The organism is Hyphomonas sp., from assembly GCF_046313975.1.
In the GTDB taxonomy this organism is placed as follows: Bacteria; Pseudomonadota; Alphaproteobacteria; order Caulobacterales; family Hyphomonadaceae; genus Hyphomonas.
The window spans coordinates 1-14,266 of the sequence record NZ_JBKBXB010000058.1; the positions used below are offsets into that span (position 1 = coordinate 1).

General features: G+C 64.6%; 12 protein-coding genes. 8 read left to right on the forward strand and 4 right to left on the reverse strand.

Translation table 11 applies throughout. The features are described from left to right. Positions 1 to 206: 206 nt before the first annotated feature. From ACK4TE_RS14940 to ACK4TE_RS14950, 3 genes are all read right to left on the reverse strand, one after another. Positions 207 to 1,799 carry an amidase gene (locus ACK4TE_RS14940; RefSeq protein WP_409912333.1) on the reverse strand — a complete coding sequence of 531 codons (1,593 nt, stop codon included), beginning with the start codon at positions 1,797 to 1,799 and terminating at the stop codon, positions 207 to 209. Positions 1,800 to 1,862: 63 nt separating this feature from the next. Further along, positions 1,863 to 3,527 (reverse strand): energy-dependent translational throttle protein EttA, encoded by a 1,665-nt coding sequence (gene ettA / locus ACK4TE_RS14945; RefSeq protein WP_409912334.1) that lies wholly within the window; start codon positions 3,525 to 3,527, stop codon positions 1,863 to 1,865. 105 nt (positions 3,528 to 3,632) lie between these two features. After that, complete coding sequence (locus ACK4TE_RS14950; RefSeq protein WP_409912335.1) at positions 3,633 to 4,553, reverse strand: MBL fold metallo-hydrolase; 921 nt, start codon at positions 4,551 to 4,553, stop codon at positions 3,633 to 3,635. Positions 4,554 to 4,683: 130 nt separating this feature from the next. On the opposite strand from ACK4TE_RS14950, the gene ACK4TE_RS14955 reads away from it, so the two are divergent. From ACK4TE_RS14955 to ACK4TE_RS14975, 5 genes are all read left to right on the forward strand, one after another. Next, on the forward strand, positions 4,684 to 6,960 hold the full coding sequence (locus ACK4TE_RS14955) for a DPP IV N-terminal domain-containing protein (RefSeq protein ID WP_409912336.1): 2,277 nt from the start codon (positions 4,684 to 4,686) through the stop codon (positions 6,958 to 6,960). Continuing rightward, positions 6,960 to 7,409, forward strand: coding sequence for a DUF1330 domain-containing protein (locus tag ACK4TE_RS14960; RefSeq protein WP_409912337.1), 450 nt, complete (start codon positions 6,960 to 6,962; stop codon positions 7,407 to 7,409). Before ACK4TE_RS14955 ends, ACK4TE_RS14960 begins: the two co-directional genes overlap by 1 nt. Then, positions 7,379 to 8,374, forward strand: a complete 996-nt coding sequence (locus tag ACK4TE_RS14965; protein WP_409912338.1) for a glutathione S-transferase C-terminal domain-containing protein — start codon at positions 7,379 to 7,381, stop codon at positions 8,372 to 8,374. The genes ACK4TE_RS14960 and ACK4TE_RS14965 overlap by 31 nt, the downstream gene beginning before the upstream one ends. Then, the gene (locus ACK4TE_RS14970; protein ID WP_409912339.1) at positions 8,367 to 9,473 is read left to right on the forward strand and encodes a cystathionine gamma-lyase; all 1,107 of its coding nucleotides are present in this window, start codon (positions 8,367 to 8,369) and stop codon (positions 9,471 to 9,473) included. Before ACK4TE_RS14965 ends, ACK4TE_RS14970 begins: the two co-directional genes overlap by 8 nt. Before the next feature lie 80 nt (positions 9,474 to 9,553). Further along, a complete protein-coding gene (locus tag ACK4TE_RS14975; protein WP_409912340.1) occupies positions 9,554 to 11,332 on the forward strand; it encodes a carboxylesterase/lipase family protein in 1,779 nt (592 codons plus the stop codon). Here the strand turns inward: ACK4TE_RS14975 and ACK4TE_RS14980 are convergent. After that, positions 11,318 to 11,785, reverse strand: coding sequence for a GAF domain-containing protein (locus ACK4TE_RS14980; RefSeq protein WP_409912341.1), 468 nt, complete (start codon positions 11,783 to 11,785; stop codon positions 11,318 to 11,320). The genes ACK4TE_RS14975 and ACK4TE_RS14980 overlap by 15 nt on opposite strands. A gap of 139 nt (positions 11,786 to 11,924) precedes the next feature. Between ACK4TE_RS14980 and ACK4TE_RS14985 the strand changes: the two genes are divergently transcribed. From ACK4TE_RS14985 to ACK4TE_RS14995, 3 genes are all read left to right on the forward strand, one after another. Further along, positions 11,925 to 12,707, forward strand: a complete 783-nt coding sequence (locus tag ACK4TE_RS14985; protein WP_409912342.1) for a hypothetical protein — start codon at positions 11,925 to 11,927, stop codon at positions 12,705 to 12,707. Next, positions 12,704 to 13,933 (forward strand): DUF4350 domain-containing protein, encoded by a 1,230-nt coding sequence (locus ACK4TE_RS14990; RefSeq protein ID WP_409912343.1) that lies wholly within the window; start codon positions 12,704 to 12,706, stop codon positions 13,931 to 13,933. Before ACK4TE_RS14985 ends, ACK4TE_RS14990 begins: the two co-directional genes overlap by 4 nt. Then, positions 13,920 to 14,266, forward strand: a 347-nt coding sequence (locus tag ACK4TE_RS14995) for an AAA family ATPase (RefSeq protein WP_409912344.1), incomplete at its 3' end; no start/stop codon positions are given. The genes ACK4TE_RS14990 and ACK4TE_RS14995, both read left to right, overlap by 14 nt.

Here is a 14,266-nt window from a genome sequence, read left to right on the forward strand (position 1 = left end):
CCTGGCAGCGCCGAAGTCATCCCGAGAACTGCCCGAAACTCCGGGGGCGGTGCGGCGGACGAGTGGCGTCCACCCCGCAACCAAACTTTTCCTTCCCGGACGCCCCGCGGCGTCCGCCGCACCCGGTCCCGTCCTTGAGGGCCGCCACATGATCCGCACCCGGACGGCGAAAGCCGGGCCGGATACAGGCGCATGAGAAAAGCGCCCTACCGCGCCATTGCGGCAGCAATCTCCGGCCATTCCTCCGCAGACGGAAGATATCCCGGCTCAGGACGCAGCGCCGTCGCGGTCTCATAGGCGTGCCCATAGGCGAGCAGCCGCGCATCCGTTCCCTTCGCGCCCATGAAGGACACGCCGAGCGGAATGCCGTGCACCTCTCCCATCGGCACCGTCAGGTGCGGATAGCCCGCGACCGCCGCCAGGTACCCCGCCCCGGCCCAGTCCGGCCAGGTGTCGCCATTGACCGGATCAATGCGCGGCGCTATCGGTCCCGACGGCGTGACGAGCACATCGACATCGAATTCCGCCAGCAGCCGGTCGATACCCTCCTCGCGCGATGCGCGCTGCACATTCGCCAGCGCAGTCAGATAGGTTTCGTCCGTAAGCGGACCTTTTGCATCCGAACTCTCGAGCAGGTCCTGTCCGAACAAGGCCAGCTCCGCCTCCGCATGGGCCAGGTTTAATGCGATCACATCGCTCAGCGCGCGCGTCTCCACGCCCGGCGCAGCGTCCGCGAGGTAAGCATCCAGGCTCGCCTTGAACTCATATTCCAGCACCAGCAGCGAGTCCGCCCAGAAGCCCGGCGGCGTCGACTGCCCCTCGATATCCACGATCGTCGCGCCGAGCTGGCGCATCGCGCGCAGCGCCGTCTCGAAGGCCGCGAGGACGTCCGGATTGGAGCCCTGCGCATCGCGCAGCACCCCGATGCGCACGCCCTTCAACGCCGCGCCGGAAAGATGCTCCGAAAAGTCCTCATCCCCCGCCACCATGGCGTTCATCATCAGCGCAGCGTCCCGCACCGTCTTCGTCATCGGCCCGGCCGTGTCCTGGCTCGGTGAGATCGGCACAATGTACGTCTGCGGAACAAGTCCGACTGTTGGCTTGAACCCGACCAGCCCGTTCACATTCGACGGACAGATGATCGACCCGTTCGTCTCCGTGCCCACGCCCGCCGCCGCGAGCGACGCCGCAATCGCCGCGCCCGTGCCCGAACTCGATCCGCACGGATTGCGGTCCAGCATATGCGGATTGCGCGTCTGCCCGCCGATGCCGGACCAGCCGCTCATCGAGAAATTCGAGCGGAAATTCGCCCACTCGCTGAGGTTTGTCTTGCCGAGGATCACCGCGCCCTCAGCCCGCAGCCCCGCCACAAGCGGACTGTCGCGCCCGGTCACATTGTCCTTCAGCGCCAGCGAGCCTGCCGTCGTCGGCATCGGATCGAGGCTCTCGATATTGTCCTTCAGCAGCACCGGCACACCGTCGAGCGGTCCCAGACTCTCCGCCCGCGCCCTGCGCACATCGCTCGCCGCCGCCTGCGCCAGCGCATCGGGGTTGAGCGCAATCACAGCCTGCAACTTCGGCCCGGCATCATCGATAGCGGCAATCCGGCCGAGATAGGCCTGCGTCAGCTCGACTGAACTGGTCTCGCCCCGTGCAAGTGCCTCGACCACCCCCGTCATCGGCCCGGCGATCAGGCCTTCGGCCTCGTAGGTAACCGGCACCGGAACATCTTCCACCGCCGCCGTCGCACACGCCGTCAGCACAAGCGCGCTCAGCGCCGCCGCAAAACGAATATCCATGAGCCTCTCCCGGTCCTCTGTCAGGACCGGAAGACTAGAGCCCCCATCCGCCGCCGCAAGGGATCAGCGCGCGAACTTCTTGAACTTCAGGCGTTTCGGATTGACTGCGTCCTCGCCGAGGCGGCGTTTCTTGTCCTCGAGATAGGACGAGAAATCGCCCTCGAACCATTCGACATGGCTGTCGCCCTCGAAGGCGAGAATGTGCGTCGCCATCCGGTCAAGGAACCAGCGGTCGTGGCTGATGATGACGGCGCAGCCGGGGAAGTTGTCGAGCCCCTCTTCGAGCGCCTGCAGCGTCTCCACGTCGAGATCGTTGGTCGGTTCGTCAAGCAGCAGCAGATTGTGGCTGCCGCGCAGCATCTTGGCGAGGTGCACGCGGTTGCGCTCACCGCCCGAGAGGATGCCGACCTTCTTCTGCTGGTCGGTGCCCTTGAAGTTGAAGGCGCCGACATAGGCGCGGGACATGACGGTCACGCCGCCAAGGTCGATGACATCCGTACCGCCGGAAATCTCCTCCCAGACATTCTTGTTCGGGTCGAGCTTGTCACGGCTCTGGTCGACATAGCCGATCTTCACCGTCTCGCCGACGCGCAGCGTGCCGGCATCGGGCTTCTCCTGTCCGAGGATCATCTTGAACAGCGTCGACTTACCGGCGCCGTTCGGGCCGATCACGCCGACAATGCCGCCGGGCGGCAGCTTGAAGTCGAGGTCTTCGATCAGGACGTTGTCGCCGAACGCCTTGCTGAGCCCCTCGGCCTCCAGCACCACGCCGCCAAGGCGCGGGCCGGGCGGGATGCGGATCTGCGCGGTCATCACCTGCTCGCGCTCCGCCTCGGCGGCCTTCTGCTCATAGGCCTGGATACGCGCCTTGGATTTCGCCTGCCGCGCCTTCTGGCCGGAGCGCACCCATTCGAGCTCCTTGGCCAGCGATTTCTGCTTGCCCTTCTCCTCGCGCGCCTCCTGCTCCATCCGCTTGGCCTTCTGTTCCAGCCAGCGCGAATAGTTGCCCTGGTAGGGAATGCCGCGGCCGCGGTCGAGTTCGAGGATCCAGCTGGTGATATCGTCGAGGAAGTAACGGTCGTGGGTGACGAGGATAACGCAGCCGGGGAAGTTGATCAGGTAGTTCTGCAGCCAGGCGACCGTCTCGGCATCGAGGTGGTTGGTCGGTTCGTCCATCAGGATCATGTCGGGCTTGGACAGCAGCAGCTGGCAGATCGCCACGCGGCGGATCTCACCGCCGGAGAGCTTGGTCACGTCGGCGTCATTGTCCGGGCAGCGCAGGGCCTCCATCGCCATCTCGATCTTGGAGTCGATGTCCCAGGCATCGGCCGCGTCGATCTGCTCCTGCAGCTTGGTCATCTCCTCCATCAACTCGTCGGTGTATTCCTCGCCGAGTTGCATCGAGATCTGGTTGAACTTGTCGACCATCTGCTTCTCGGGGCACTGGGACGCGATATTGCCGAACACGTCGAGCGCCGGGTCGAGCTTCGGCTCCTGCGGCAGGTAGCCGACCTTCACGCCTTCGGCCGCCCAGGCCTCGCCGTTGAAGTCCTTGTCCTGCCCGGCCATGATCCGCAGCAGGGTCGACTTGCCCGAGCCGTTGACGCCGACCACACCGATCTTGGCATCCGGCAGGAAGCTCAGATGGATGTTCTCGAACACCTTCTTGCCGCCGGGATAGACCTTCGTAAGGCCCTGCATGTGGTAGACGTACTGGGGACCGGCCATGGGCGGGGATTCCTTCAAAATGCTCAGAAAACGGGATCAGCGCGCGATGTGGCGCGGCGCGGGCCGGGGGTCAAGCGGGATAGGTCGCCCGAAGGGACAATCAGGCTACCGGAATCCCTCTGCCAGCCGCCCATCCGCGAGCAGGCCGCCGAGATAGACGCGGTCATGCGCCGGCACGATCGTCAGGCCGGGTTCGGTCATCAGCAGCTCATGCAGGCCGCTCAGCTGGGCGAGCACGCGCTCGCGCACCTCGGGCGGATCGAAGATCATGAAGTTCAGCAGCACCGGCCGCGTCGTCAGCTCCTCGATATTGCGCATCGTCCAGGCGATATCGCCGATGAACAGGTACTCCGCCCCGGCAGCGCTCTGCACATAGATCACCTGCGAGCCCGGCGAGTGGCCGGCCATAGGCGCCACCACCACGCCCGGCGCAATCCGCACGGGTTGCGAGAAATCCAGCGTCTGCGCATGGGCGATCTCATCGGCGAGCCCCTCAGGTGGCGCAAACTTGCCTAGCGCGGCGCGCTGCAACTCGGTGATCGACAGGTTCGGGGCGATGCCCGCAGGGTCCGGATGGCGCGCGATACCGATTACATGATCAGGATGCTCATGCGTGATCACCACCTGCTCCGCCCCCGAAATCGCGGTCAGCATCCGGTCATAGGCCGCCACATCGAAACTCGCCCCCTTGGCCATGCCCATGACGAGCGCCTCATCCACCGCCGTGTCGATCAGGATGTACCGGTCCGGCCAGGACAGCTGGACCGAGTTGAACGACATCTCCACCGGCCCTTCGAACCGGCCCGCCTGAACCGCAAACGACGGGAACGGCGCGTGGCCGATCTCCAGCCAGCCGATCCGCTCCGGCCCCTGCCCGGCATCCGCCGCCACCAGCGCGCGCCAGCCGGCAAGGTCCATCACGCCCGGCGCCTTCGCCGGCGCTTTCGATCCCGACAGGAGGAGCCACCACCCCGCCCCCAGCAGGATCAGCACGACAACGCCCAGACCGATCAGCACCTTGCGCATCAGACGACTCCCTCCGGCACTCTGCCCCATCAAGCATACCGGCCCCGCCGGCGGGAAGGAAAATCGTGCGTCTGCCGGGCTGACCTTCGCGTCAAGGTGACAGGGCCGGAATCCGGGCTAGTGTCGGGGCATGATCCGGACCCTGTTCTCCGTCTCATGGATCGCGGCGCTGCTTGCGTGCGCCTTCCCCGCCTGTTCCGACACTGCCTCCGCGAGCCTCATGCCTGACCAGACCCGACTGACCCTCGAACGCCTCTACGCATCGCCCTCCCTCTCGGGCCCGAGCCCGCGCGGCGTGCGCTTCTCGCCGGACGGCAAGCGGGTGACCTTCCTCAAGCCCCGCGCGGACGATCTCAGCCGTTACGATCTCTGGCAGTTCGACACGGCCACCGGGGCGCAATCGATGCTGGTCGACTCCGTCCTCGTCGATCCGCAGGACGCAGAACTCGCCGAAGCGGAAAAGGCACTGCGCGAGCGCCGGCGTATCGCAGGCCTGCGCGGCATTGTCGATTATGCCTGGGGCACGGCCGGCACCATCCTCGTTCCGGCCGGCGGTGATCTGCATCTCATCACGCTCGGCAAGGACAAGCCGTCCGTCCGTCAGCTGACGAATACGGAGGCCTTCGAGTATGACGCAAAGGTCTCCCCCGGCGGGCGCTATGTCAGCTTCATCCGCGACGGCGCCCTCTTCGCGGTCGAGATCACAACCGGCAAGGAACACCGCCTCTCGCCGCCCGCCGAACCGGAAAAGGCCATCAGCTACGGCGTCGCCGAATTTGTCACGCAGGAAGAAATGCACCGCTACACCGGATATTGGTGGAGCGGTGACGGGCGGCACATCGCCTATACGAAAGTTGACGAAAGCGGCGTCGACATCATCCCGCGTTTCGATATCGCCGCCGATGAGGTCACGGTCGTCGAACAGCGTTATCCGCGCGCCGGAAGGCCAAACGCAATCGTCAGCCTGATTGTGCGCGAGCTTGCCACGGGCAAGGAAACCACCCTCACCAGCGCCGGGCCAGACACCTATCTTGCGCATGTTTACTGGGCCAATGGCGCAGTCTGGTTCCAGACCGTCAACCGGGCACAGACGCATCTTGCCTGGAACCGCGCCGCCGGGCCGGACTGGCGCGTCTCTACACCTTACACGGAGGAAAACGCAGTCTGGGTCAATCTGGCAAGCAATTTCGTCGGGCTGGAAGATGGCGGGGCCCTCATTACTGACGAAAGCGAAGGCTACCGCCATATCGTGTGGCTTGCCGCCGGCACATTCGAGCGCCGCCCGCTGACCTCCGGCGATCATGTCGTCCTCGACATTCTCGGCTACGACACGGAAACCCGCACGGTCTACTTCTCGGGATATTTTGATACCCCGCTGGAGAAACATCTCTACGCCGTGCCGTTGGGGCCAGCCGATGCGGAGAATGCCGCCATGCGCCGGATCACGCCGGAGGGCGGCAACTGGCAGGTCTCACTGGGGCCGGACCTGCAGAGCTATGTCGGCACATTCTCCTCCGCCACCCAGCCGCCGCGTACCGGCCTCTACCGGATCGACGGCACGCTGATCACCTGGATCGAGGAGAACGGGCTGGACGCCGCTCATCCGTATGCCCCCTATCTCGCGTCGCACGCGCCCCAAGAGTTCGGAACACTGACCGCGGAAGACAATCAGACGCTCCACTATTCCATCCGCAAGCCGGCGGATTTCGACCCTGCGAAGAAATACCCCGTCATCGTGGAAGTCTATGGCGGCCCCGGCGTGAAGCGCGTCGCAAATGAGTGGGGTCCGCTGACGGATGTGTTCTACACCGCTCAGGGCTTCATCGTCTTCCGCCTCGACAATCGCGGCACAGATGGCCGCGGGCGCCGCTTCGAGGATGTCATCCATCGCCGCACCGGCGGGCCGGAAGTGCGCGACCAGCTCACCGGAGTCGACTGGCTGAAAAGCCAGCCCTATGTCGATGCGGAGCGTATCGTGCTGCAGGGTTGGAGCTATGGCGGATACATGGCGCTGATGACACTGGCACAGGCACCCGAGGGCACCTTCGCTGCCGTGGTGGCAGGCGCGCCGGTGACGGACTGGTCACTCTACGACACATTCTACACCGAGCGCTACATGGGCACGCCGCAGGACAATCCCGAAGGCTATGCCGCCTCCAGCGTCTTCGCGCATATTGACGGCCTCAGCCGCGCACCGCTCATGCTGGTGCACGGCATGGCCGACGACAACGTCACCTTCGACAACACCACACGCCTGATGGACGCGCTGCAGCAGCGCGGCATCGTGTTCGAGCTGATGACCTATCCCGGCCAGCGCCACGGCATTGCCGGCGAGGCAAGACAGGTTCATCTGATGCGCACACGGATGGAGTTCCTCCGCCGCCACATCAAGACAGGAGAGCGCTGATGCCCGCCTTCCAGCCGACCGCCGCCCAGTTCCGGGCCTTTCGCGACGATCCGCATGACGGGCCGGTGGCGCAGGTGAACCTGCTGAAGTTCCGCGTGAAGGCGGAATACAAACCGGAAGATCCGGAGTTCGGCGAAGCGATCAGTGGCCGGGATGCCTACATGCGCTATTCCGAAGCCTTCACCAAAGCGATGGAAGAGGTCGGCGGGCTGACCCTGCTGGTCGGGGATACGGAACGCTACTTCATCGGCGGGGGCGACTGGGACGGGGTGCTGATCAACCATTTCTCGAACCGTCAGGCCTTTATCGCCACGCTGAACCATAAAGAGTATAAGAACATGTCACGTCACAGGGACGCAGGCCTGCTCGCGCAGGACCTGATCGTGACACGGCCCACATGGCTGAACGGGGAGAAACAATGGCCAGATACGATGTCTACGGAGCGTTAGGGTCGCCCTACTCGCTCAAGGTGCGCGCCGCGATGCGCGCCAAGCGCCTCGCCCATACATGGACCGGCATGACCGCCGAGGATCGCGGGCGGGTGATGCCGAACGTCAAGGCGCAGGTCATCCCGGTGATCCGCAAGCCGGACGATACCTGGACGAACGATTCCACACCCTTTCTCCTGTCGATCGAACGCGAGGGCCGCGCGCTGGTGCCGGACCAGCCGGCCCTCCGGTTCGCCTGCCTGCTGCTGGAAGACATGGCCGACGAATGGTTCATGAAGGCAATGTTCCACTACCGCTGGACCTATCCCGAAGACCAGGAATGGTGCGCCAACTGGATCATGTTCGACTCCCTGCCGAATGCCGGCCGGGCCGGTGTCGAGAAGATGGCGGCGACCATCCGCGAGCGTCAGATCTCGCGCATGCCGCTGGTCGGCTGTACGCCGCAGACGGCGCCGGTCATCGAAGCCAGCTGGAAGCGCAGCTGCCGGGAGCTGGAAAAGATGGCGACCGGCCGGACACGCTTCCTGTTCGGCGACCGTATTTCGCTCGCCGACCTCGCCTTCTACGGCCAGCTCAAGGTGATGAGTGTCGACCCCAGCCCGATGGCGTGGATGCGGCGCGAAACGCCCTACCTCTATCGCTGGCTGGACCTCGCCGATGATGCGAGCGGCCTCAGCGGCGAATGGATCGATGAAGCCTCGGCGCTCGAAAGCGGGCCGGTCAAGGCACTTCTCGCGCAGACGGGCGACACTTACCTGCCTTTCCTGCAGGCCAACGCGCATGCATTGGCCCGGGGCGAGGAGACTTTCTCAGTCACGCTCGAAGGTCAGACCTATTCGCAAGGCACATTCAAATATCAGGCAAAATGCCTCGAAACCCTGAGATCGCTCTGGGCAGAGCTGGGCGGGGATGCCAAAGACCAGCTGCGTCCTCTCATCGGCTCCGGAGCCTCCATCCTTGACTGACCGTTACTCGCCCATTTCCCGGCTGCTGCACCATCGCACCAAACGCCTAAAGAAGGGCGAGCCGCTGGCCCTGCCGATCGTTGCCTCGACGATCTACCACCTGCCCGGCGATCCGCAGGCGAGCCACGTCTATGGTCGCTATGGCAATCCGACGGTCGAGGAAGTCGAAGCCGAGATCGGCCTGATTGAAGATGCCGAGGCGATCCTGTTCCCTTCCGGCATGGCAGCGATTGCAGCGGTGTTCTACGCCCACCTCAAACCCGGCGACCGGATCATCGTACATGCCGACGGCTACTACAACGCCCGCGCCCTGCTTGCCGAACAGTTCGTGTCAAAAGGCATCACGGTTCAGGCCGTGCCCACCCCTTCGCTCGCGGAAGCAGATTTCACCGGCGTGAAGCTCGCCCTGATCGAGACACCCACCAATCCCGGCCTCGAAGTCTGTGATATCGCCGCCGTCGCCGCGAAATGCCGGGCAGCCGGAACGATCCTCGTCGCCGACAACACCACTGCCACCCCCCTCTGCCAAAGGCCGCTCGATCTCGGTGCCGACATCTCGGTAATGGCGGATACCAAGGCAATGGCGGGCCATTCCGATATCCTGGCCGGCCATGTCGCCAGCCGCCGGCCGGAACTGCTCGAAGCTGTAAAAAGCTGGAAAAGGCTGGCGGGAGCGATCATCAGCCCGTTCGATGCGTATCTGCTTCACCGCGGAATGGAGACGCTTGAGCTGCGGATTGCGCGGGCCAACGCCAATGCGCTTGCCGTGGCCACGGCCCTGTCCGGCGACCCGAGGGTCACAAACCTGCGCTATCCCGGCCTGATAACGGACCCTGCCCACACCATCGCCCGCCGCCAGATGACCGGGTATGGCCCGATTGTCAGCTTCTGCCTCGAAAGCCGCGACGCCGCCGAAGGCTTCATCCGCCGCCACCCGCTTCTGGCCGCCGCAACCAGCTTCGGCGGGGTCCATTCCGCCGCCGAATGCCGCGTCCGCTGGGGCGACGCCGTTCCCGAAGGCTTCATCCGCATGGCCTGCGGCATCGAGCCTGTGGGTGATCTGGTCTCCGCAACGCTCTCGGCACTGGACCCGGACTGAGTTTGCAGGGCATGGTCTGCAAACATGACAGCTGATTCATGCTGGTATAGTGCTTGCAGCCTGGGGCGGGGATAACGACCATGCGCCGACTGAGTATAGTTCTCTTCTTCCTGCTGCTGGCAGGCGCCGCCTATGGCTGGTTCGCGCTGCGCAAGCCGCCGAAGCCCATGGACATGTCGGAACCCGTCCGCATCCACCAGGGCATCATCGTGGGCGGCATTGACCGCAACAATCCCTCAATCCGCGTCTTCAACGGCATTCCCTATGCCACCGCCCGCCGCTGGACCCCGCCAGCCCCGCCGCCGCAATGGGGCGCCAATTCGCGCGATACCCGCGAATTCGGCCCGGAATGCATCCAGCCGCGCAGCCGCTACGGCGCTTTTGTTGGCAGTATCATAGATGGGCTGGGGCTTAACTTTGTTGAGCGGATTGCTGCCCGTATCGCCATTTCGGCACAGGAAACGCCGCCGGAGAGCGAAGATTGCCTGTTCCTGAATGTGCGTACCGGCAACCTGAAAGGCGCCGAACGCCAGCCGGTCATGGTCTGGCTGCATGGCGGCGCGCACCAGTACGGATCCGGCTCACAGTCGATCTACCAGGCTAACGCGCTCGTCGAGAAAGGCGTGGTGCTGGTCACCCTCAACTACCGCCTCGGCGCCTTCGGCTATCTCGCCCACCCCGCGCTGAGCGAGGAAGCGGGCACCTCCGGAAATTACGGCCTGCTGGACCAGGCCGCCGCGCTCGCCTGGGTTCGGGACAATATCAGTGCCTTCGGCGGTGATCCGGACAACGTCACCATCTTCGGCGAAAGCGCGGGTGCGCAGTCTGTGACAGAGCTGATGGCGCTGCCGGCCGCAGACGGTCTCTATCACAAGGTCATCCTGCAGAGCGGCGCGAGCAGCGGAAACCTGCTGCACCTCAAACGCTCTGCGTGGCCGGGCATTCTCAGTGCGGAAGACGCGGGTGCCGAGTTCCTGTCATCGCTGGCACCCCCGGCATCCACAGCCCGTGACCTGCGCGCCATTCCTGCAGCTGCAATCATCTCCCGCGCCGAAGCGCGCCCTGACCTCAGCAATTATTTCCTGCCCGTGGTCGATGGCCGCAACATTCCCCGCGCGATCGGCGCCGCCTTCCGCGACGGCGATGTGCCGGTTGTGCCGATGATGGCAGGATATAACGGCGATGAAGCGACGTTGTTCTACAACTACATCCTCTCGCCCACAGTCCTCCGTCCCCAGATGACCGGGACGCTGGCGGAGCGCGAAGAGGCGCTTGCATCCGTGTTCGGCGAAAACCCTGCCAAGGCGCTGCAGGCGCTGTACAGCATGGACCGGATCGAGACCTGGGACAAAGGTGCGACCGACATGCTCGGCGACGACATGTTCGGCGTCCACATGCGCTTCACCGGCATGCAGAACGCCAAGGCGGGCGGTCCGACCTGGCTTTACCACTTCACCCGTGTGCCACCGGCAAAGGGGCAGACGATCGGCGCCTATCATGCTGCGGAATTGTCCTTCGTGTTCGACAGCCACCTGCCCGGCATGCAGATCACAGATGCAGACCGGCGCCTGACCGACCAGATGGTGGCCTACTGGACAAACTTCGCCCGCACCGGCGACCCCAATGGAACGGGCCTTCCCGCATGGCCCGCAAGTACGCCGGAGCTTGATGTCTGGATGGAACTCAATGCCGCGCCGAAGCCGGTTGAAGGCCTCCGGGCGCGTAAACTGGATATCCTGGAAGAAGCGCTGCGCAGCCGGATTGAGACCATTGCCGGACCGACACCGGCCCCGCCCCCACCGCCGGAGCCTGAGCCCGAGACCGAATCCGCGCCCGCAGCCTATCTAGGCGGTGAGTAGCAGACGGCAGATCTCCGTCAGGCCGGCCTGATCGACGGCGTCGAAGGCATCGTAATCCGTCGAGTCAACGTCCAGCACGCCCGCGAGCGCGCCATCCGCGTGGAACACCGGCACGACGATTTCCGAGTTCGATGCCGCATCGCAGGCGATATGGCCCGGAAACGCGTGAACCTCCGGCACGATGATCGGTTCGCGGGTGGCGGCCACATGGCCGCAGACGCCTTTGCCGAACGGAATACGCAGGCAGCCGAGCGTGCCCTGATAGGGTCCGACCACCAACTCCTGCGGCTTAAGCGGATCGACAAGGTAAAACCCCGTCCAGAAGAATCGCGGCCTGAAAGCCTGCGCCAGAAGGCAGGCTGCAGTTGCATAGCGCGCCGTTTCGGAAGTCTCCCCGGCGACAACGCTCGCAATCTCCTCTGCCAGCTGCCGGTACGCCTCTGCCTTGTCCATATCCTGCCTCTCTGCGGTCATCCGGGGCCTGTAGCGCCGGATGGCTGCCCACCGCAAGTGCCCGTTGAAGCGCCCGACAACCTCTGAAATAGTCCCGGGGCGGGCGGTGCGACAGAGTCGCGAGGAGAGTTAGTCCCTGATGTACAGGTGGAAGCTTTCCCTGGCCGCGTTGGGGCTGTGCGCCCTGATGACGGGGCCGGCGTTGGCCCAGCCTGATGAGGACTGGGACAGGGCCAGCGAAAGCTCCGGATTCCTGGAGGAAGACGAAATCCGGGCACCGGCTGTCCAGACAGATCTCGACGCGGTTGACCGTGCACACGCGGCTTATCTCAAGGACGGCGACCTGCAACTCGTGCGGCCCGAGGCGCCGCCTGTTGAACTCAATCCGCCCGATCCGCCGCCCGGATGGCTCAAGGCCTTCGGAGACTTCCTGGAAGCGCTCGGCCCGGTGTTTCAGGTGATCTTCTGGATTGCAGTCGCGGCCGTGATTGCCGGCCTCCTCTACTTCCTGTTCGGCGAGGCGATCCGCATGCGCTTCGGCGGACGCCGGAACACGAATGCCGTTGCGGAAGACGACGTGCTGACAGATATCCGGCCGGACGCCGGCGCGGCCCGATCACTGCTCGACGAGGCCGATGCGCTCGCCCGCGAGGGACGGTTTGCCGAGGCGGTGCACCTGCTTCTGTTCCGCTCCATCGAAGACATCCAGTCGCGGCTCGAAGGCGGCGTGCCGACCTCGCTGACCTCGCGCGAGATCGCCGGGCTCAGCCGCTTGCCGGACCGCGCAAAGCGGGCGCTCGCGCCGATCATCCAGGTCGTCGAAAGCAGCCATTTCGGGGGCCGTCCGGTGGATGCCGCCGGATGGCAGCACGCGCGGCGCAGCTATGAAGACTTCGCTTTCGGTGAAGGATGGACCGCATGACGGATACATCCGGCTCGGGCGCATCCCCCTTCTCCGCGCGCGTGGTGGCGATCCTGATCGCAATTGCCGTGATCTCGTTCGGCGCCGTGCTCGTCATGGCCGGATGGGCGCCGGAGCTGCGCGACCAGAACCGGGCAGGCGACCATCCCTACTCAACCTCCGCCCTCGGATATAACGGGCTGGTGCGATTGCTGGAGTCCGCAGGTTATCCTGTGAAAGTGTCGCGGCTGGAAAGTGATCTCGAGACGCGCGCCTATGGCGTGATGATCGTGACTCTGCCGGCCTATGGCTCGGTGCGCGTGCTGACGGAGAAGTCCTTCGCGCCGACCACGCTGGTCGTGCTGCCCAAATGGTATGGCTTGGCCGATGCCGCGGCGCCGAGCCGCCAGAGGGACACCTATTTCATTCCCGCCCGCGATCTGAATGACCGGCTGGGCAACATTTATCCGGATACGGAGATTCTGCGCATCGACGTGCCTGAGAGGCTCGAAACACCGTTTGGCGAATCCGCTATCCAGCCGGATGTCCGCTTGCAGCTGATCCGGGCCGAGGGGCTGGACACGATCATCGGCGCCGGCAATGGCGCCCTGCTCGCCTATGATCCGCAGCGCAATATCTACATCCTGTCTGACCCGGACCTCGTCAACACGTTCGGCCTTGCGCAGCCTGAAAACGCGCGCTTCGCCGTGCAGCTGATCGACTACCTTCGGAATGACTCCAGCGAGCAGATCCTGCTGGATGCCACGCTGCACGGGTTCGAGCGGTCAGAGAACCTTCTGAAGATGATGTTCTCCGCACCCTATGTCGGGGCAACGCTGGTGGCTCTGGCTTCCGCCCTCCTGCTCGGCTGGGCGGCAGTCATCCGGTTCGGTCCACCGGCGCGGGAAGAGCGCGCCATCGCGCTGGGCAAGCAGGCGCTGGCCGACAACTCCGCGGGCCTTGTGACCATGGCGCGGCGCGAGCCGAAGATGGCGCCGGGCTTCCTCGCGCTCGTGCGGCGGCGCCTTGCGCGCGAGATCGGGGCGCCGCGAAACCTGACCGAAACTCAGCTTTCCGACATGTTTGACCGTCTCGGGCCCGACCCCGAAACCGGCCGCACCTTTTCACAAATGGAGGCGGGTCTGAAACAGCCCGCCGCAAGCCGCGATGACCTGATGACGAGAGTCCGGGAACTTTATCGCTGGCGCAGAGAAATCATCAGGAGAAACATGCATGAGCGTGACTGACATACGCAACCTCGCCGACCGCATCCGCAGCGAAGTGCGCAAGGCCATCGTCGGCCAGGATACGGCGGTGGACCTCCTGCTGACGGCGCTGTTTTCATCCGGGCACGTCCTTCTGGAAGGCCCGCCCGGTACGGCGAAGACACTGCTTGCGCAGTGCTTCTCCAGAGCCATCTCGCTGCAATTCGGCCGTATCCAGTTCACGCCGGACCTGATGCCCGGCGATGTTCTGGGTACGAACCTTTTCAATTTCCAGACCAACACGTTCAGCCTGACCAAAGGCCCAATTTTTACCGACATCCTGCTTGCTGACGAGATCAACCGGACCCCGCCGAA